This window comes from Stutzerimonas sp. R40042 (genome assembly GCF_026642215.1).
Taxonomy (GTDB): Bacteria; Pseudomonadota; Gammaproteobacteria; order Pseudomonadales; family Pseudomonadaceae; genus Stutzerimonas; species Stutzerimonas frequens.
Map to the genome: position 1 here is coordinate 2,064,743 of NZ_CP113258.1, position 17,572 is coordinate 2,082,314.

Annotated in this window: 19 protein-coding genes; 15 read left to right on the forward strand and 4 right to left on the reverse strand. The window is 62.8% G+C overall.

The genetic code is table 11. The annotated features are described in order from the left end of the window. Positions 1–44: 44 nt before the first annotated feature. Positions 45–479 carry an OsmC family protein gene (locus OUY36_RS09885; protein WP_063543339.1) on the reverse strand — a complete coding sequence of 145 codons (435 nt, stop codon included), beginning with the start codon at positions 477–479 and terminating at the stop codon, positions 45–47. A gap of 332 nt (positions 480–811) precedes the next feature. Between OUY36_RS09885 and OUY36_RS09890 the strand changes: the two genes are divergently transcribed. From OUY36_RS09890 to sstT, 5 genes are all read left to right on the forward strand, one after another. Next, the gene (locus tag OUY36_RS09890) at positions 812–1,705 is read left to right on the forward strand and encodes an amidohydrolase family protein (RefSeq protein ID WP_267937850.1); all 894 of its coding nucleotides are present in this window, start codon (positions 812–814) and stop codon (positions 1,703–1,705) included. A gap of 66 nt (positions 1,706–1,771) precedes the next feature. Then, positions 1,772–2,245 (forward strand): DUF3859 domain-containing protein, encoded by a 474-nt coding sequence (locus OUY36_RS09895; protein WP_267937851.1) that lies wholly within the window; start codon positions 1,772–1,774, stop codon positions 2,243–2,245. A 141-nt stretch (positions 2,246–2,386) separates the two neighbouring features. Continuing rightward, complete coding sequence (locus OUY36_RS09900; RefSeq protein WP_156245978.1) at positions 2,387–2,560, forward strand: hypothetical protein; 174 nt, start codon at positions 2,387–2,389, stop codon at positions 2,558–2,560. A 163-nt stretch (positions 2,561–2,723) separates the two neighbouring features. Next, on the forward strand, positions 2,724–4,331 hold the full coding sequence (locus OUY36_RS09905; protein ID WP_267938149.1) for a methyl-accepting chemotaxis protein: 1,608 nt from the start codon (positions 2,724–2,726) through the stop codon (positions 4,329–4,331). 178 nt (positions 4,332–4,509) lie between these two features. After that, complete coding sequence (gene sstT, locus OUY36_RS09910; protein WP_267937852.1) at positions 4,510–5,748, forward strand: serine/threonine transporter SstT; 1,239 nt, start codon at positions 4,510–4,512, stop codon at positions 5,746–5,748. Between the two features lie 67 nt (positions 5,749–5,815). Here the strand turns inward: sstT and fabB are convergent, their stop codons facing one another. Next, positions 5,816–7,033 (reverse strand): beta-ketoacyl-ACP synthase I, encoded by a 1,218-nt coding sequence (gene fabB, locus OUY36_RS09915; RefSeq protein WP_011913036.1) that lies wholly within the window; start codon positions 7,031–7,033, stop codon positions 5,816–5,818. A gap of 11 nt (positions 7,034–7,044) precedes the next feature. Beyond that, positions 7,045–7,560, reverse strand: coding sequence for a 3-hydroxyacyl-[acyl-carrier-protein] dehydratase FabA (fabA, locus tag OUY36_RS09920; protein ID WP_003285418.1), 516 nt, complete (start codon positions 7,558–7,560; stop codon positions 7,045–7,047). A gap of 410 nt (positions 7,561–7,970) precedes the next feature. Here fabA and OUY36_RS09925 point away from each other — a divergent pair, with 410 nt between their 5' ends. The 8 genes from OUY36_RS09925 (at position 7,971) to OUY36_RS09960 (ending at position 14,298) form a co-directional block, all read left to right on the forward strand. After that, positions 7,971–8,993, forward strand: a complete 1,023-nt coding sequence (locus tag OUY36_RS09925; protein WP_063543331.1) for an NAD(P)H-dependent glycerol-3-phosphate dehydrogenase — start codon at positions 7,971–7,973, stop codon at positions 8,991–8,993. 20 nt (positions 8,994–9,013) lie between these two features. After that, complete coding sequence (locus tag OUY36_RS09930) at positions 9,014–9,361, forward strand: DUF4389 domain-containing protein (RefSeq protein WP_049339644.1); 348 nt, start codon at positions 9,014–9,016, stop codon at positions 9,359–9,361. After that, a complete protein-coding gene (gene sixA, locus OUY36_RS09935; protein ID WP_267937854.1) occupies positions 9,358–9,816 on the forward strand; it encodes a phosphohistidine phosphatase SixA in 459 nt (152 codons plus the stop codon). Before OUY36_RS09930 ends, sixA begins: the two co-directional genes overlap by 4 nt. 70 nt (positions 9,817–9,886) lie before the next feature. Then, the gene (locus OUY36_RS09940; RefSeq protein ID WP_049339648.1) at positions 9,887–10,318 is read left to right on the forward strand and encodes a hotdog fold thioesterase; all 432 of its coding nucleotides are present in this window, start codon (positions 9,887–9,889) and stop codon (positions 10,316–10,318) included. Positions 10,319–10,449: 131 nt separating this feature from the next. Continuing rightward, positions 10,450–11,262, forward strand: coding sequence for an alpha/beta fold hydrolase (locus OUY36_RS09945; protein ID WP_267937855.1), 813 nt, complete (start codon positions 10,450–10,452; stop codon positions 11,260–11,262). Beyond that, entirely contained in the window at positions 11,259–12,116 is an 858-nt protein-coding gene (locus OUY36_RS09950; RefSeq protein WP_267937856.1) for an alpha/beta fold hydrolase, read from the forward strand. The genes OUY36_RS09945 and OUY36_RS09950 overlap by 4 nt, the downstream gene beginning before the upstream one ends. Positions 12,117–12,312: 196 nt before the next feature. Continuing rightward, positions 12,313–13,116: a DUF4892 domain-containing protein gene (locus tag OUY36_RS09955; protein WP_156245972.1), complete on the forward strand. Its 804-nt coding sequence runs from the start codon at positions 12,313–12,315 to the stop codon at positions 13,114–13,116. A gap of 87 nt (positions 13,117–13,203) precedes the next feature. Next, the gene (locus tag OUY36_RS09960) at positions 13,204–14,298 is read left to right on the forward strand and encodes an AI-2E family transporter (RefSeq protein WP_267937857.1); all 1,095 of its coding nucleotides are present in this window, start codon (positions 13,204–13,206) and stop codon (positions 14,296–14,298) included. 13 nt (positions 14,299–14,311) lie between these two features. Here the strand turns inward: OUY36_RS09960 and OUY36_RS09965 are convergent, their stop codons facing one another. Continuing rightward, the gene (locus tag OUY36_RS09965) at positions 14,312–15,298 is read right to left on the reverse strand and encodes a patatin-like phospholipase family protein (protein WP_200594144.1); all 987 of its coding nucleotides are present in this window, start codon (positions 15,296–15,298) and stop codon (positions 14,312–14,314) included. Positions 15,299–15,419: 121 nt separating this feature from the next. Between OUY36_RS09965 and selD the strand changes: the two genes are divergently transcribed. Then, on the forward strand, positions 15,420–16,454 hold the full coding sequence (gene selD, locus OUY36_RS09970; RefSeq protein ID WP_267937859.1) for a selenide, water dikinase SelD: 1,035 nt from the start codon (positions 15,420–15,422) through the stop codon (positions 16,452–16,454). Continuing rightward, a complete protein-coding gene (mnmH, locus tag OUY36_RS09975; RefSeq protein WP_267937861.1) occupies positions 16,454–17,560 on the forward strand; it encodes a tRNA 2-selenouridine(34) synthase MnmH in 1,107 nt (368 codons plus the stop codon). Before selD ends, mnmH begins: the two co-directional genes overlap by 1 nt. Positions 17,561–17,572: the final 12 nt, after the last annotated feature.

Below are 17,572 nucleotides of genomic sequence, written 5' to 3' on the forward strand. Positions count from 1 at the left end.
TGAAAACGGCCCGTCAACGACGGGCCGTTTTCATTTCCTTCCATTCAGACCAATACGCTGACCAGGCGAGTGCCATGGGTGAGGTTGTCGGCGACCGGACAACGCTTTTCGATCTGCTCCAGCAGCGCCTGTTTGCCCTCCCGGTCCAGATCGGCATCGATCTCGACCTTGACGCGCAGCTCCTGGAAGCCAGGGCGGACGTCCGGGTCGCGGCCGAGCAGGCCGGCCGGGTCGTAGTCCGCTTCGATCTCGAAGCGCATGCCGCGTAGTTCGATCTTCTGCTGATGAGCGATGAACCGGCCGATGGTGCCGAAACAGCCCGCCACCGCAGCCATGATGGCTTCCAGTGGAGTGGGGCCGAGGTCCTGACCAGCCGCGTTCTTCGGTTGATCCATGATCAGGCGGTGGTTGCCGCACTCGACCTCGATTGCCATACCTGCATTCAATTGTCCGCGTGCGCTGATGGTCTTCAGGGCCATGGAAACGTGCCTCGCTCAGTTAGGTGATCAATCAAACGCGGCAGAGTGGCCCGCGTTTCTGTTCCAGGCATGCTATGGCGCCTTGCCCTGGCCGGCCTTGATGTTTGTCAAATACGGTGGGGGGTATTGTCGCGCTATGCCACGGCTGAACGGTCAAGCATAGCGGCGGTCTATTCGCTGCCTGTCCGGAGGACCACGCCTTGCCAAAAAAACGACCCGCCCTGTTGCTCGCTCTCTTTCTTTGTTTGCCGCTGGCTTGTGCTCAAGCGCGCGATTACCGCTACAGCGACGCACACCTGCATTACGTGGATTTCTTCCAGGAGACCGATGGCATGCAAAAGCTGCTCAAGGCGATGGACGCCGGCGGCATCGATCACGTCATGATCAGCGGTATTCCGGTAGCGAAGAAGTGGCACGAGAACGAGCCCAAGCGTCCGCGCTATTACGCTGGGGATGATGCGCCGGTGTACTGGTACAGCGCTACCGATGTGCTGGTCGCCGCAGCCCTTGAGGAGCTGGATGAGGAGCAGCGCAAGCGCTTCCATCCCTTTCTGTCTGGCTTCAATCCCAATGACAAGAACGCCGACGCCCATATTCGGCGGATGCTCGAGCTGCATCCGGGGCTCTGGCAGGGGCTGGGGGAGGTATTCACGCGTCACGATGACGTAACCGCCCTGACCGAGGGTGACACTCCGCGGGCCAACAACGAGGCGCTGACGAGGGTCTACCATCTGGCGGCCGAGTTCGATCTGCCGGTGCTGCTGCATTCGAACATCACCTCCAAGCGCGAGCGCAATCCGCTCTATCTCGCCGAGCTGGAGGAGCCGCTGCGCAACCACCCGCATACCCGTTTCATCTGGGCCCACGCTGGCACCAGCATGGAGCTTCATCGGCATCAGGAGAAGCTGGAGTTTCTGTACGATACGGTCAGCCGACTGCTCGGTGACTATTCCAATCTCTACATCGACCTATCCTGGACGATGCTGCGTCCTTACCTGCTGGACGAGCAGGGCAATCCGGACCCCAAATGGGTGGCGCTGGTCGAGCGATATCCGGATCGCTTCGTGATCGGTTCGGACGTGGTAGGACGTTTCGACAGCTTGGCCTCGGGTATGCAGGCATTCGAGCCGTTCCTCGATGCACTCCCTGAATCGGTGGCGCAGGGCGTCGCTCGAGACAACTTCCTTGCGCTGTTGCCACGCAAGCGGCAGCAGCAACTGCGCTGATCGTCACGCTGCTGTCATCGTTGCGTCATAACCTGCCGGCTCCGTAATCCATCAAGGAGCAGGTACATGTCGTTAGTCCGTTTGGCGTTGGCCGTGGCCGTGCTGGGAATGAGTGCGCCGCTTGCGCAAGCCGACGTGCAGGTGGTGGGACTAGTGGAATATGGTCTGTTCGAAACAACGAAAGAGGATTTCCAGCCCGGGGAGCGCGTTCTGACACGACGCGATCAGTCGATCCGCCAGACCACCGAGATCCCCGCGAAACTCGGCAGCAAATTCGGCCTGCGTTATCGCCTGGTGGGCAAGCAGGCTGCTGATACGCCGTTGACGTTGCTCTACCTGACGCCAGGCGTGCAGACGCCCGACGGCAAACGACACGACAAGTTCGAAGTGGTCCAGGCGCTGGTCCCTGACGTGGAGCAGGATGTCATGGCATTCGAATTCACCGAGCCCCACGAAGTAGTGCCTGGCGAGTGGCGGATGATGGTGTTCCAGGGAGATCGCAAGCTGGCCGAGCAACGCTTCACGGTACGCGAGCAGTAGTGGCTAATCGCAGTCGGACCGTTAGTCGATTAGGACGCTCGGGCCGGTTCATTGGCGGCAGGATTCGGGTGGGCGGTTTTGCCTTTTCGATGATGCAGCATGCCACGCGCTCGGCGTTGCTTCATTTCATGGAGAAGGTACATGTCCATCCGCTCGCTCACTATTGGTAAGCGCCCAACACTGGGTTTCGGCTTGATTGGTCTGCTCGTTCTTTTCCTCGGTCTGTTCGCAATGAACCAGATGGCCAACATGCGCGAAGAAGCAGGGCGAATCAGACCAGCGCGGCAAGCCAGGAGCTGGCGCGGTTGGCGATAGGGCTGAACGAGGTGGTGCGGAAGTTCCCAGGTCTGATCTGCGCTAAAGAAGAAGAATTCTCAGTTCCGGAAACATATTTCTCCAGAGGGGTCAAGTTACCGGTGACCTCATCCGATATACGGTTATTACCGTAGTCGTATGAGGTCGCGTTATGTTCAGACAGATGAAGATTGCCCTGAGGGCTGGCTTGGGGTTCGGCATCGTGGCGTTGCTGGTCTTTGCGCTCGGCGTTTTCGCGCTGACGCGCATCTCGGCAATGGAGGATGAGACTGAGGAAATCGGGCAGCATCTGTTACCAACGATTCAGTTGTTGGGTCAAGCAAACCAGGATTTCCTACGTATCCGTGCCGGAACCTTGCGGCTGCTTATTGGTGACCAGCAAGAGCAGCGCAGCGGTGTAGACGGCCTGCAGACGCTCCGCAGAACGCTGGCGCAAGAGCGCGAGGATTTGGATCGCCTGGTTCAGGACGCCCAGGGCAAAGCGCTGCTGGCGACATTCGATCAATCCCTGGCCCGCTACGAGACCTTTCAGCGGCAGATGATAGATCTCGCGTTGCAGGGACGTACGGATGAGGCGATCGCGATCACACGAGGCGAGCTCAACGAGCATGCGAGCGTCACTTCGGAGACCTTGCGCGACCTTATCGACATCAAGCGTAAAGCCGCCGATGCGGCTAGCGCCAACTCCATGGCAGTCGCGGCTAGCGCTTTCCAGGGTGTAGTGGTCGCCATGGTGCTGGCGGTCATCGCGACCATCATCCTGGCACTATTGCTGACCCGCAGCATCGTTCAACCGCTGGCCGAGGCTGTCGGCGTCGCCGAAGTCATCGCGGGCGGCGATCTGACCCGCAGCATTCGGGTGGTCGGCAACGACGAGCCCGCGCGCCTGCTCGTCGCGCTTCAGGCCATGCAGCAAAGTCTTCGCGATACCATCCAGGGTATTTCCCACTCATCCAACCAGTTGGCCTCGGCGGCGGAAGAGCTCAACGTCGTGACCGAAGACTCTACCCGTGGCTTGCATCAGCAAAACCACGAGATCGAGCAGGCCGCCACCGCAGTCAACGAAATGACCACCGCGGTGGATGAGGTGGCGCGCAATGCCGTCGCGACGTCCGAAGCCTCGCGCGAGTCCGACGAGACGGCGCAGCATGGTCGGCAGCAGGTCATCCGCACGGTCGAGTCGATCGACCTGCTGGCGGGCGACGTAACCCAGACGGCCACCGAGGTGGAGCGGTTGGCAGGCCAGGTGCGCGATATCAGCAAGGTGCTGGACGTGATTCGCTCCATCGCGGAGCAGACCAACCTGCTGGCCCTCAACGCGGCTATCGAAGCGGCGCGCGCCGGTGATGCCGGCAGGGGGTTCGCCGTGGTTGCCGATGAGGTGAGGGCTCTGGCGCACCGCACACAGCAGTCGACCGCAGAAATCGAACAGATGATCGGCGATGTACATCAGGGCACCGACAAGGCGGTGCATGCCATGCAGGCGAGCAATGAGCGCGCCAGGACCACGCTGGAGCTGGCGCGGGCAGCCGGTGAGGCGCTCGATGGCATCGCCAGCGCGATCAGCCAGATCAGCGAGCGCAACCTCGTGATCGCCAGTGCGTCGGAGGAGCAGGCTCAGGTCGCCCGTGAGGTTGATCGCAATCTGGTGAACATTCGCGATCTGTCGCTGCAATCTTCAGCGGGTGCGAACCAGACCAGTGCAGCCAGTCAGGAGCTGGCACGCCTGGCGATCGATCTGAACAATCTCGTGGCACGCTTCCAGGTCTGATCCCGAGGGCGCTCTTCCAGGGCGCCCTTTGTTCTTCAAGCGCTTCGAGCCGACTACTTCGCCCACCCGTGACAGCTCAACGCTGGGCATGGGCGGTCCAGCGGCGTACCATCCCGCGTTTTTCCATGGCAGGAACGGTCCGTTCGGGGCCGCTCTTTCCCAGCTGCGAGATGCGCCTATGTCCGATATGCCTCGAATCGTCCGCCTCATCAGTCGCACCAGTCTGGTACTCCAGATCGTCATCGGACTGGTCGTCGGAGCGTTACTGGCGCTCTTCCTGCCGGCTGCCGCCAAATCGGCCGCGCTGCTGGGCGACCTGTTCGTTCAGGCGCTCAAGGCCGTAGCGCCGGTTCTGGTATTCGTGTTGGTGACTTCGTCACTGGCCAACCACAAGCGCGGTCAGCCCACCCACATACGGCCCATCATCGTGCTTTACGCGCTGGGTACGCTGAGTGCGGCGGCGGTTGCGGTGCTGGCGAGCTTCCTGTTTCCGACCTCGCTGACGCTGGTAAGCGAAGCAACTGACGTGATACCGCCGTCCGGGGTAGGAGCGGTCCTCAATACGCTGCTGTTCAATATCGTCGACAACCCGGTGCGTGCGCTGCTCAATGGCAACTTCATCGGCATCCTGGCGTGGGCAATCGGTCTCGGCTTCGCCTTTCGCCATGCACAGGACAGCACGCGGCGGCTGATTGGCGACCTGTCCGATGGCGTCACGCTGATCGTCAAGGTGGTGATCCGCTTCGCGCCGCTCGGTGTGTTCGGCCTGGTCGCCGGCACGCTGGCCGATTCGGGCTTCGATGTGCTGCTGGGCTATGTCCGGCTGCTGCTCGTGCTGGTGGGCGCCATGCTGTTCATGGCGCTGGTGATGAACCCGCTGATCGTGTTCTGGCAGATCCGCCGCAATCCCTATCCGCTGGTACTCACCTGCCTCCGTGAGAGTGGCATCACGGCCTTCTTCACGCGCAGTTCGGCTGCCAATATTCCGGTGAACATGCAGTTGTGCCAGCGTCTCGGGCTGCACAAGGACACCTACTCGGTGTCCATCCCGCTGGGTGCGACCATCAACATGGGTGGGGCAGCAATCACCATCACGGTGCTTACGCTGGCTGCGGTCAATACTCTCGGCATCCAGGTGGATATCGCCACGGCGGTGCTGCTGAGCCTGTTGGCGGCGGTCTGCGCCTGCGGGGCCTCGGGTGTCGCCGGCGGCTCGCTGCTGCTCATTCCGCTGGCCTGCAGCCTGTTCGGGATCTCCAATGACCTGGCGATGCAGGTCGTGGCGGTCGGCTTCATCATCGGCGTGGTGCAGGACTCGGCAGAAACCGCGCTGAACTCGTCGACTGACGTGCTGTTCACTGCGGCCTCCTGTATAGCCCATGGCGATATCGACGAGGGTGCCGAGCGGCGCGTCTGAATCAACTGATCGCGGAAACAAGAACGGCGCCCTAGGGCGCCGTTCTCATGTGTCGCTTGCTGCTGGCTCAGGCCTTGTAGCGGCGCAGTACCAGCGTGGCATTGGTGCCGCCGAAGCCGAAGCTGTTGCTCATGATCGTGTCGATCTGAGCGTTCTCGCGGGTTTCGCGAAGGATCGGCATGTCAGCGACTTCCGGGTCCAGCTCGTCGATGTTGGCCGAGCCGGCGATGAAGTTGCCTTCCATCATCAGCATCGAGTAGATCGCTTCGTGAACGCCGGCGGCGCCCAGCGAGTGGCCGGACAGGCTCTTGGTCGAGCTGATGGTCGGGACCTTGTCGCCGAACATGTTGCGCACGGCCTTGATCTCGGCCACGTCGCCCACCGGGGTGGAGGTGCCGTGGGTGTTGAGGTAGTCGATCGAGCCCTCGACGGTGGACATCGCCTGCTGCATGCAGCGCAGGGCGCCTTCACCGCTCGGTGCGACCATGTCGTAGCCGTCGGAAGTGGCGCCGTAGCCGACGATCTCGGCGTAAATCTTGGCGCCGCGCTTGAGGGCATGCTCCAGCTCTTCGACCACCACCATGCCGCCGCCGCCGGCGATGACGAAACCGTCACGCTTGGCGTCGTAGGCGCGCGAGGCCTTTTCCGGGGTTTCGTTGTACTGGCTGGACAGGGCACCCATGGCGTCGAACAGGCAGCTCTGGCTCCAGTGCTCCTCTTCGCCACCACCGGCGAAGACGACGTCCTGCTTGCCCATCTGGATCTGCTCCATGGCATGGCCGATGCAATGCGCGCTGGTGGCGCAGGCCGAAGCGATGGAGTAGTTGATGCCCTTGATGCGGAACGGGGTGGCGAGACAGGCCGAGACGGTGCTGCTCATGGTGCGCGGCACGCGGTATGGGCCGATGCGCTTGACGCCCTTGTCGCGCAGGATGTCGATGGCTTCCATCTGATTGATGGTGGAGGCGCCACCCGAGCCGGCCACCAGACCGATGCGCGGGTTGGAAATGTCATCCAGGCTGAAGCCGGCGTCCTTCACGGCCTGCTCCATCGCCAGGTAGGCGTAGGCGGCAGCGTCCCCCATGAAGCGCAGGACCTTGCGGTCGATCAGCTCTTCGAGGTTCAGGTTGACGGAGCCGGAAACCTGACTGCGCAGCCCCATGTCCGCGTAGGACTGGTTGAAGCGAATGCCGGGGCGGCCGGCGCGCAGGTTGCCGGAGACGGTCTCTTTGTCATTGCCCAGGCAGGAAACGATACCCAGGCCAGTGATCACGACGCGACGCATGCGGATGTCCTTCAAAAGCTGTCGGTAGAGGTGAACAGGCCGACGCGCAAGCCTTCGGCACTGTAGATCTCGCGGCCATCAACGCTAACGGTGCCGTCGGCGATACCGAGAATCAGCGAGCGGTTGATGGTGCGCTTGATGTGGATGTTGTAGGTGACCTTCTTCGCGGTCGGCAGCACCTGACCGAAGAACTTCACTTCGCCCGAGCCGAGGGCGCGGCCGCGGCCAGGGTTGCCCTGCCAGCCGAGGTAGAAGCCGACCAGCTGCCACATGGCATCGAGGCCCAGGCAGCCGGGCATGACCGGATCGCCTTCGAAGTGGCAGGCGAAGAACCAGAGATCAGGGTTGATATCCAGTTCGGCGACCAGCTCGCCCTTGCCATACTTGCCGCCCACTTCGCTGATGTGAACGATACGGTCGACCATCAGCATGTTCGGCGCAGGCAGTTGCGCATTACCGGGACCGAAGAGTTCGCCGCGGCTGCAACGAAGCAGGTCTTCCCGAGTAAAGGCGTGTTGTTTGGTCATGCGTATTCCTCAATGGGCCCCGTACAGAGGGCTTTGCTGCTTACATACCGGGCCCAGAATTCGAAGGCCTGATCATCAAGACTAGTCATAGACTGCCGTGTTGTGGCTAAAGTCACAGCCTGGCAACAGCGACGCCATTCATGCCATATCTGTGGCCGAAGGGCGCAAAGACAGAATTGGGCGGCTACTTTAACACTCCTGAGCTGCTAACGAGGACCTTGCGACAGCGTGTCCTCTATAGACAATCGTTGCAGTGACGGTTGCCTATTGCTCGCAAATGCGTATCTCAGCGGTGCAGACGCGGCGCTAAGTCGATGATTTGTCGGGGTTTGGCTTTGCGCTGGTGGCCGCCAGCATGAAACGTATAATGCCCGTCACTGCCATCGCGAATGGCTCATAACGGAAACCACATGACACAACAGCAATCCATCGCGGTACTCGGCGGCGGCAGTTTCGGTACCGCGATCGCCAACCTGCTGGCCGAGAACGGGCATCACGTCCTGCTCTGGATGCGCGATGCACAGCAGGCCGAGTGCATACGTACGCAGCGGCAGAACCCTCGGTACCTGAAGGGTGTCGAGGTTCTGCCACAGGTGGAGCCGACCACGGATCTGGCGTCGACTCTCGAGGCTTGCGAGCTGGTTTTCGTCGCGCTGCCCTCCAGCGCCCTGCGCCAGGCGTTGCAGCCGTTCGCCGCGCAGCTGGGCGGCAAGATGCTGATCAGCACCACCAAGGGCATCGAGGCGGACGGTTTTACGCTGATGAGCCAGATTCTCGAGCAGATTGCGCCGCAGGCTCGTATCGGCGTGCTGTCTGGACCGAACCTGGCTCGTGAAGTGGCCGAGCACGCGCTGACCGCTACCGTCGTGGCGAGTCACGACGAGGCGTTGTGTCGCAGCGTACAGCAGGTCCTGCATGGTCGTACCTTCCGCGTCTACGCCAGTTCCGATCGCTTCGGTGTCGAGTTGGGCGGGGCGCTTAAGAACGTCTACGCGATCATGGCCGGCATGGCAGCCGCGCTGGGCATGGGCGAAAACACGCGCAGCATGCTGATTACCCGGGCCCTGGCGGAAATGACCCGCTTCGCGGTAAAGCTGGGGGCCAACCCCATGACCTTTCTCGGGCTGGCCGGTGTCGGCGACCTGATCGTCACCTGTACTTCACCCAAGAGCCGCAACTTCCAGGTGGGCTATGCGCTTGGCGAAGGACTAAGCCTGGACGAGGCGGTTTCCCGCCTGGGCGAGGTCGCCGAAGGCGTGAACACCATCAAGGTGCTCAAATGCAAGGCCGAGGAACTGCAGGTCTACATGCCGCTGGTCGCGGGGTTGCACGCCATTCTGTTCGAGGGTCGTACGCTCGATCAGATCATCGCCATGCTGATGCGCGGTGAGCCCAAGACCGACGTGGATTTCATTTCAACCGACGGATTCTGAACCGAGCTCCAGGAGACTCCATGAACCAATCCAATCAGGCGACGGACCGGGAATCCTTGATTCTACGAGCCGTCTGGATGCTGATCTTCTTCTTCGTCTGGCAACTGGCCGAACTGGTGCTGCTGGTCGTGGTGGTCCTGCAGCTGGTGCTGCGTCTGGTCAAGGGTCATCCGGACGCCAGTCTGCAGGGCTTCGGTGACAGCCTCAGTCAGTACGTTGCGCAGATCGGGCGCTTCGCTACTTTCAATACCGAGCAAAAGCCCTGGCCGCTGTCCGACTGGCCGGCACCGAGACCGGCTGACGTCGAGCTGACACCGCCGGCACCTCCCGCAGCGCCGGAGCAGCCGAAGGAGGGGCCGGCACCATGAGGCTGTGGTTGTTGCGTCATGGTCACGCCGAGCCGAACGCGCGCACCGATGCCGAGCGCAATCTGACCGAGGGTGGGCGTCGAGATGTCCGGCGCAGCGCTACCTTTCTGCGAGGCAAACCGCTGCAGACGATCTTTGTGAGCCCGTACCGGCGCGCGCAGCAGACTGCGGACGAGGTCTGCGCGGCGCTGGGCTTCAGCGGCCAGCGCGAAACCGTGGACTGGGCCACGCCCGAGTCGGATCTGCAGGAGGCCCTGAGAGCGCTCGATTCGCGTGGCGAGCACGATCTGCTTCTGGTCACCCACCAGCCCTTCGTCGGCAACCTGGCCGGTTGGCTGGTCAACGGCCACTATGGCGATCCGCTGCCGATGGCAACTGCATCGCTGGCGGAGCTCGAAGGCGAGGCGATCGCCGGCGGGCTGATGCGACTGGTATCGCTGCACGACGTTGGTTAGGGTTGCTGCTGCTCACCTCGCCGCTCCGTGTGAGGTGAGCCAACGACAATAACCATCAGGAGCACGTCCCTTGAGCATCTGGCACCGTCAGCCCGACCTGGAAGCACTGCATAGCACGCGCAAGAACACCATCAGCGAATTGCTGGATATCCGCTTCGAATCGTTCGACGAGTCATCGATCACGGCAAGCATGCCGGTCGATGCCCGCACCCATCAGCCCTACGGCCTTTTGCATGGTGGTGCTTCGGTCGTCCTGGCCGAGACCCTCGGTTCCATGGCCAGTTATCACTGCATCGATACCAGCAAGTTCTACTGCGTCGGGCTCGAGGTGAACGCCAATCATCTGCGCGGCTTGCGCAGCGGTCGCGTCACAGGTGTGTGCCGACCGGTGCATCTGGGGCGCTCCACTCACGTCTGGGACATCCGCCTGAGTGGTGAGGACGGCAAGCCCAGCTGCATTTCCCGGCTGACCGTCGCAATCGTGCCGCTGGAAAGGAACTGAGCACGGGGCGGGTCGCCATTGCGGCCTGCTGATTGGCCTGAATGCCCTTCATTCGGCAGGACTATGGCGATTGCTGCCTGCCGGGGCCTGCCGGACAATGGCGATCCAGTCCGTCCGGCAACACTTTCTTCATGACGCAACGCATCTTCTTCGCCCACGCCAACGGCTTTCCTTCTGCGACCTATCGCAAGCTGTTCGAGGCGCTCGCGCCGGAATATCAGGTCACGCACATGGATCGTCACGGTCACGATCCGCGCTTTCCGGTGGATGACAACTGGAACAACCTGCTCGAGGAACTGTTCGAGCAGCTCGAACGTCTGCGCGAGCCGGTCTGGGGCGTGGGACATTCCTTTGGCGGCATGCTGCACTACCGCGCGGCATTGTTGCGGCCCGACCTCTATCACGGGGTGGTCATGCTCGATTCACCGTTGCCGACCTGGTTCGACCAGACCGTCATCTGGGCCGCCAAGCGCCTGGGCTTCATCGACCGACTGACCCCGGCTGGCCGTACGCTTGGACGTCGCGAGCAGTTTTCCAGCGCCGAGGAAGCGCGTGCCTACTTCGCCGGCAAGGCTTTGTTCAGCAGCTTCGACCCGGAATGTCTGGAAGCCTATATCGAACATGGGCTGGAGCCGACAGGGCAGGGAATGCGCCTGCGCTTCGATCCGCAGACCGAAATCAGCATCTACCGCAGCGTGCCGCATCTCACGCCGGGCTGGCCGCCGGCACTGAAGATTCCACTGGCCATGGTGCGTGGCCGCGAAAGTCGTGTGGTGCTGCCGCATCACGGCTACCTGCTGCGGCTGATGGCGCGTGGCGAAGCGCATACGCTACCCGGTGGGCACATGTTCCCCTTTGAGCGGCCGCAGCAGACCGCCGAAAAATTGCACGAGCTGCTCGGGCGCTGGGGTGCGCAGCTGGAGCTATCCAAGGGGGCGGCATGAGTGTCCTGTTCGAAGAGGTCCGACTGAGCCTGCCTCACCTCGAGGTGGCGGCCCACCTGTACGGGCCTGAAGATGGTCAGCCAGTGATTGCCTTGCACGGCTGGCTGGACAATGCGGCGACCTTCGCCCGGCTTGCGCCGCGCTTGCAGGGGCTGCGTATCGTTGCGCTCGATTTGCCAGGTCACGGCCATTCCGACCATCGTCCGGTCGGGGCCAGTTACAACATCTGGGACTATGCCCACGACGTGCTGCAAGTCGCCGAGCAGTTCGGCTGGAAGCGTTTCTCCCTGCTCGGACATTCCATGGGAGCGATCGTCTCGGTCCTGCTGGCCGGTGCGTTGCCCGAGCGGATCGAGCGGCTGGCCTTGATCGATGGCGTGATTCCCTACACCGGCGAAGCGGACGAAGCACCGCAGAAGCTGGGTGCGGCGATCGAGGCGCTGCTGGCGGTCGATGACAAACGCAAGCCGGTTTATGCCACCTTTGATCAGGCCGTTGCTGCGCGTATGAAAGGCGTTGGTGCGGTCAGTCACGAGGCCGCGCAGCTATTGGCTCAGCGCGGGTTGATGCCGGTGCCGGGAGGTTACACCTGGCGCACCGATGCGCGCCTCATGCTGCCTTCGGCGATGCGCCTGACACGCGCCCACGCCCTGGCGTTCGTCGAGCGGGTGGCGTGTCCAGCCAGCCTGGTGCTGGCAGAGGGCGGGTTGATGACCCAGCCAGAGCTGCGCTCGCTGGTCAAGCGGCTACCGTTCGCCGCTCGCGAACTGCCCGGCGGGCATCATCTGCATCTGGACGACGAAGCCGGCGCCGAAGCGGTCGCCTCGCTATTCAACACGTTCTTTCAGGCGTAGCAGCTGCACACCTCTGCAATACTCTCTCGTAAAGCCTCGCTTGACTTGTTTTTGGCAAGTGGTGAGGCTGGCAACGGCGCTGGCTGGCCAGCGCGTTCATGCGGGCTGTGAGCTGATCGGTCCTCGGCCGGCGTCATTGTTCCAGGCTGGCTATTCATCGATGTCAGTCTCGTGCCCATGTCCATTGAGGAGTGTTATGCGAAGTGCATGGATAGTGGCATCGTTACTGTTCGCTGGTGCAGCGGGGGCCGCCGACACACCCGGCAGTGCCGATCTGGAGGCGCTTTCCCGTTTTGCTCAGGCTCAGATCGTCGATTATCGGCAGGATCAGGTGCAGGAGCGCGTCTATCCGCAGGATTCGATCAGGCGCATCAGCGGCAAACTGCGTATGGCTGCACAAGTCACCGTGTCTGGCGAGCTTACGGCCATCACTTACCTGCTACCAGCTACGCACACCGGTATCGAAGCGTTCACCCAGGCCCGGGGTGAACTGTTGCGCCAGGGTGCTGAGCTGCTTTTCTGGTGCGAAGGGCGCGAATGTGGTTCCAGCAGCCTCTGGGCCAACGCCATCTTCGGCAAATCCATGCTTTACGGGCCAGAGGGCCAGCAGGCCTACCTATTGGCGCGTTTGCCGGAGGTCGATGGCAGCCTGGTGGCGCTCTACGGTATTACCCGTGGCAATGGCCGACCTTACCTGCATGTGGAGCAGCTTCGGCCGGAACAACCGCTGGGTGAGGTATTACCTACCGCGGCGACTCTGTTGCGGCAATTGCGCAGCACCGGTGAGCTGCAATTGCCTCGTCTTGCCGATGAGCCGACGGCAGAGTGGGGCGGCATCCTGGCCAGCATGTTGCGCCTGGACAGCACCATGCGCATCAGCCTCGCCGGACGCGGGGCGGTAGCCTGGCGCGAGGCGCTGATCGTCGAACGCATTCGCCCCGGACGGCTCGAGGTGGATGATTCCGAGCAGGCCGGCCTGCTCATCAGGCTATTGCGCTGATCGATCATTGCGGCTGCAATAGCCGACTTTACCGATGCATCCGCAAACGAGAGGACGCGTCGGCTCTAATCCGTAGAGTAATTTCCCATGCTCAACAATGATCGCCTGCTTGTGCAGATCCTGCTGGTCGGCTTGCTGGCGGCCTGTCTCTGGGTGCTGGCTCCGTTTGCTTCCGCCTTGTTCTGGGCTGCCGTGCTGGCTTTCGCCAGCTGGCCGCTGATGCGCCTGCTGACCCGCTGGCTGAACGGTAACGCCACGCTTGCCGCTGGCCTGCTCACCTTCAGCTGGATGGTGCTGGTGGCCGTGCCGCTGGTATGGCTGGGTTTCAATATCGCCGACCAGATTCGTGATGCCAACGCGCTGTTGCATGACCTGCAGGTTGAGGGACTGCCGCCAGCGCCAGACTGGCTCGGTGAGTTGCCGTTGATCGGCGATTCGCTGGTGAGCTTCTGGGACACGGTAGACGAGCAGGGAACTGCGCTGATCGCCAGCATCCGCCCCTACATCGGTCAGGTCGCCAACTGGCTGCTGGTGCGCAGTGCGCGGATCGGCGGCGGCATGCTCGAATTGGCACTGAGCCTGGTGCTGGTGTTCTTCTTCTATCGCGACGGCCCGCGCCTGTCGGCCTTCGTGCACAGTCTGCTGCACCGGCTTATCGGTGATCGCGCGGATCATTACCTCGAGCTAGTGGCCGGAACGGTGCAGCGCGTGGTCAACGGGGTGATCGGGACCGCCGCGGCGCAGGCGATTCTGGCCTACGTCGGTTTTCTCATCGCCGGCATTCCGGGCGCGCTGGTACTGGGGCTGCTGACGTTCGCTTGTAGCTTCATCATGGTTCCGCCGCTGGTCTGGGGGCCGGCGGTCGCCTGGCTGGCCTGGCAGGGCGACTACGGCATGGCGGTGTTCCTCGGCGTCTGGGGCATGTTCGTCATCAGCGGCGTGGACAACGTGCTCAAGCCCTACCTCATCAGCCGTGGCGGCAACCTGCCGCTGGTGGTGGTGCTGCTCGGGGTATTCGGCGGCATCCTGGCCTTTGGCTTCATGGGGCTGTTCCTCGGCCCGACGCTGCTCGCGGTCGCCTACAGCCTGCTCGGCGACTGGCTGATCAAGGAGGTGCCGAAGATGCCGACCCACGAGTCGACACAGCTGCCAGGCGAGTCGCGCGAATCGATCGGCCCATAGCGACGGGGCGCGTTCACTGCTCCTCTTCGTAGCGCACCAGCGCGTCGTGGGCGACGATGCGTCCGAGCTCGATCAGCTCGAGCGCCTTGTAGAACTCGTAGAAGCGGCAGGCCCGCTTGGGGATGTTGACCAGCACGTTCGGCGGGTAGCCGGCGATCTTGTACTGCGCCAGCGATGACTGCATGACATCAAAACTCTGGTTGATCAGCTCCAGCAGCGACGCCGGCCCGGTCACGTCGACCACGGTCGCGCCTTCTGCGGATTTTGGAGCGCTGCGGCTGGTCGGCGCTGCGGGCGGCTGATCGCCGCGCAGCAACTCGCCGGTGCGGATGTCGTCGAGTTCGGCCAGGGCGGTCTCCTCCTTGCGCCAGAAGGGCAGGTGCGAACTAATCGAGCTCATGAGCGAATCGAAGCGTCCGGGGCGCTCGATTTCCGGTAGCGGATACTGCTTGTGATTGTTGGCGTTGAGGTTGACCGCGATGATCATGTCGCAGTGCGCCGACACCACCGGGACTATCGGCAACGGATTGAGCAGGCCGCCGTCGACCAACATGCGGTTACCCTGCATCACCGGCGTGAACAGGCTGGGAATGGCGGCGGAGGCGCGCATCGCCAGCTCCAGGCTGCCTTCCTGGAACCAGATTTCCTGCTGGTTGGTGAGGTCGGTGGCAACGGCGGTGAAGGGGATCGGTAGGTCCTCGATGCAGACCTTGCCGACCATGTCGCGGATCCGACCGAACACCTTTTCGCCGCGGATCGCCCCGAGGCTGAAACTGGGGTCGACCAGGCGCAGCAGATCCAGGTAATCCAAGCTTTCGATCCAGCTCTTGTACTCGTCGAGCTTGCCGGCCGCGTAGATGCCGCCGACCACAGCGCCCATGGAACAGCCGGCGATGCAGGCGATCTCGTAGCCACGTGCTTCCAGCTCCTCGATCACGCCGATGTGCGCATAGCCACGCGCACCGCCGGATCCCAATACCAGTGCAACCTTCTTGCTCATGTGGATCTCCCTGTGGCACTGGCGATAGCTTCATGCCTGGCCGCCGAGGCTGCAAGGGCGAATGCACGGCTGCCTTTGCTACAATCGCCGCCCGTTTGTGCATGTGCCACGAGAGAGCCCGATGAGCGAACCGATCCGCCTCACCCAGTACAGTCACGGCGCCGGCTGCGGCTGCAAGATATCGCCCAAGGTGCTGGACGTGATTCTTGCCGGCAGCGGTGCGCAGAACCTCGATCCGCGCCTGTGGGTCGGCAATGCCTCGCGCGATGACGCGGCGGTCTATGGCATCGACGAGGAACGCGGCGTGGTCTCGACCACCGACTTCTTCATGCCCATCGTCGACGATCCCTTCGACTTCGGCCGCATCGCCGCCACCAATGCGATCAGCGACATCTACGCCATGGGCGGCGACCCGCTGATGGCCATCGCGATCCTCGGTTGGCCGGTCAACGTGCTGCCGCCGGAAGTCGCCCGCGAAGTGATCGCAGGTGGCCGTTCGGTCTGCGACGCCGCCGGCATTCCGCTGGCCGGCGGGCACTCGATCGATGCGCCCGAGCCGATCTTCGGGCTGGCCGTCACTGGCCTGGTGAACAAGCACCAGATGAAGCGTAACGACACCGCTACCGCCGGCTGCAAGCTGTACCTGACCAAGCCGCTGGGCATCGGCATCCTCACCACCGCCGAGAAGAAGGCCAAGCTGCGCGCCGAGGACGTCGGGCTGGCCCGCGACTGGATGTGCACGCTGAACACCGCCGGCAGTCGTTTCGGCAAGCTCGAGGGCGTACGCGCCATGACCGACGTCACCGGCTTCGGTCTGCTCGGTCATCTGGTGGAGATGGCCGATGGCAGCGGCCTGACCGCCGAGATCGAGTACGACCGCGTACCGCGCCTGCCTGGCATCGAATACTACCTGGAGCAGGGCTGCGTGCCCGGCGGGACCCAGCGCAATTTCGACAGCTACGGTGAGCGCATCGCCGCGCTCGACGAACGTTACAAACCACTGCTCTGCGATCCGCAGACCAGTGGTGGATTGCTGATCGCCGTGGCGCCGGAGGGCGAGGCGGAGTTCCTCGCGGCCTGTGCCGAGCTCGGCCTTGCGCTGGAGCCGATCGGCCAGCTGGTCGCCGCACGTAGCCACGCGGTCGAGGTACGTTGATGCGCGGCGACACGGAGAATTATCGCGAGCTGTTCCTCAACGACGTCCCCATGATGGATGCCCGTGCGCCGGTGGAGTTCGGCAAGGGCGCCTTTCCCGGCGTGGTCAATCTGCCGCTGATGAATGATGTGGAGCGGCAGAAGGTCGGCACCTGCTACAAGCAGCACGGCCAGACAGCCGCCATCGAGATGGGCCATCAGCTGGTCTCCGGCAAGACCAAGGCCGAGCGGCTGCAGGCCTGGGCCGATTTCGCCCGCGCCCACCCGGATGGTTATCTGTACTGCTTCCGTGGTGGCTTGCGTTCGAAGATCGTCCAGCAATGGTTGAAGGACGAGATGGGCATCGACTATCCGCGCGTGGTCGGCGGTTACAAGGCGATGCGTCACTTCTTGCTCGACACCATCGAGCAGGCGGTGGAGCAGTGCGAGTTCGTGCTGGTGGGCGGCATGACCGGGACCGGCAAGACCGAGGTGCTGGCCCAGCTGGGTAACAGCCTGGATCTCGAAGGGTTGGCCAACCACCGCGGCTCCAGCTTCGGCAAGCGCGCCACGCCGCAGCCCTCGCAGATCGATTTCGAGAACGCCCTGGCGATCCGCCTGCTGAAGATGCGCGCGGCGGGGATTGAAAGCTTCGTGCTCGAGGACGAGGCGCGTCTGGTCGGGCGCTGCTCCATCCCGCTGCCGCTGTTCCAGGGCATGCAGCAGTTTCCGTTGATCTGGCTGGAAGACAGCCTGCAAGGCCGGGTCGAGCGCATCCTCAAGGACTACGTGATCGACCTATGCGCCGAGTTCATCGCCGAACAGGGTGAGAACGGTTTCGCTGCATTCGCTGAGCGTCTTCAGCAAAGTCTGGTCAATATCAACAAGCGGCTCGGTGGGGAGCGTTATCAGCGCCTGGCGCTGCTGATGGATCAGGCGTTGGCGGAGCAGGCCCGCAGCGGTGCGGTCGATCTGCATCGCGCCTGGATCGAAGCGCTGCTGGGCGAATACTACGACCCGATGTACGCCTACCAGCGCGAAAGCAAGGCCGAGCGGATCGAGTTCGCCGGTGACCAGCCGTCCGTGGTCGAGTATCTGCGTAACCGTAAGGCGCGCAACGCGCCGTAACCCTGAATGGCA

Coding starts and splice junctions, on each gene's coding strand:
- OUY36_RS09885 (WP_063543339.1), bottom strand. CDS start 479: ATGGCCCTGAAGACCATCAGCGCACGCGGACAATTGAATGCAGGTATG.
- OUY36_RS09890 (WP_267937850.1), top strand. CDS start 812: ATGCAAAAGCTGCTCAAGGCGATGGACGCCGGCGGCATCGATCACGTC.
- OUY36_RS09895 (WP_267937851.1), top strand. CDS start 1,772: ATGTCGTTAGTCCGTTTGGCGTTGGCCGTGGCCGTGCTGGGAATGAGT.
- OUY36_RS09900 (WP_156245978.1), top strand. CDS start 2,387: ATGTCCATCCGCTCGCTCACTATTGGTAAGCGCCCAACACTGGGTTTC.
- OUY36_RS09905 (WP_267938149.1), top strand. CDS start 2,724: ATGAAGATTGCCCTGAGGGCTGGCTTGGGGTTCGGCATCGTGGCGTTG.
- sstT (WP_267937852.1), top strand. CDS start 4,510: ATGTCCGATATGCCTCGAATCGTCCGCCTCATCAGTCGCACCAGTCTG.
- fabB (WP_011913036.1), bottom strand. CDS start 7,033: ATGCGTCGCGTCGTGATCACTGGCCTGGGTATCGTTTCCTGCCTGGGC.
- fabA (WP_003285418.1), bottom strand. CDS start 7,560: ATGACCAAACAACACGCCTTTACTCGGGAAGACCTGCTTCGTTGCAGC.
- OUY36_RS09925 (WP_063543331.1), top strand. CDS start 7,971: ATGACACAACAGCAATCCATCGCGGTACTCGGCGGCGGCAGTTTCGGT.
- OUY36_RS09930 (WP_049339644.1), top strand. CDS start 9,014: ATGAACCAATCCAATCAGGCGACGGACCGGGAATCCTTGATTCTACGA.
- sixA (WP_267937854.1), top strand. CDS start 9,358: ATGAGGCTGTGGTTGTTGCGTCATGGTCACGCCGAGCCGAACGCGCGC.
- OUY36_RS09945 (WP_267937855.1), top strand. CDS start 10,450: ATGACGCAACGCATCTTCTTCGCCCACGCCAACGGCTTTCCTTCTGCG.
- OUY36_RS09950 (WP_267937856.1), top strand. CDS start 11,259: ATGAGTGTCCTGTTCGAAGAGGTCCGACTGAGCCTGCCTCACCTCGAG.
- OUY36_RS09955 (WP_156245972.1), top strand. CDS start 12,313: ATGCGAAGTGCATGGATAGTGGCATCGTTACTGTTCGCTGGTGCAGCG.
- OUY36_RS09960 (WP_267937857.1), top strand. CDS start 13,204: ATGCTCAACAATGATCGCCTGCTTGTGCAGATCCTGCTGGTCGGCTTG.
- OUY36_RS09965 (WP_200594144.1), bottom strand. CDS start 15,298: ATGAGCAAGAAGGTTGCACTGGTATTGGGATCCGGCGGTGCGCGTGGC.
- selD (WP_267937859.1), top strand. CDS start 15,420: ATGAGCGAACCGATCCGCCTCACCCAGTACAGTCACGGCGCCGGCTGC.
- mnmH (WP_267937861.1), top strand. CDS start 16,454: ATGCGCGGCGACACGGAGAATTATCGCGAGCTGTTCCTCAACGACGTC.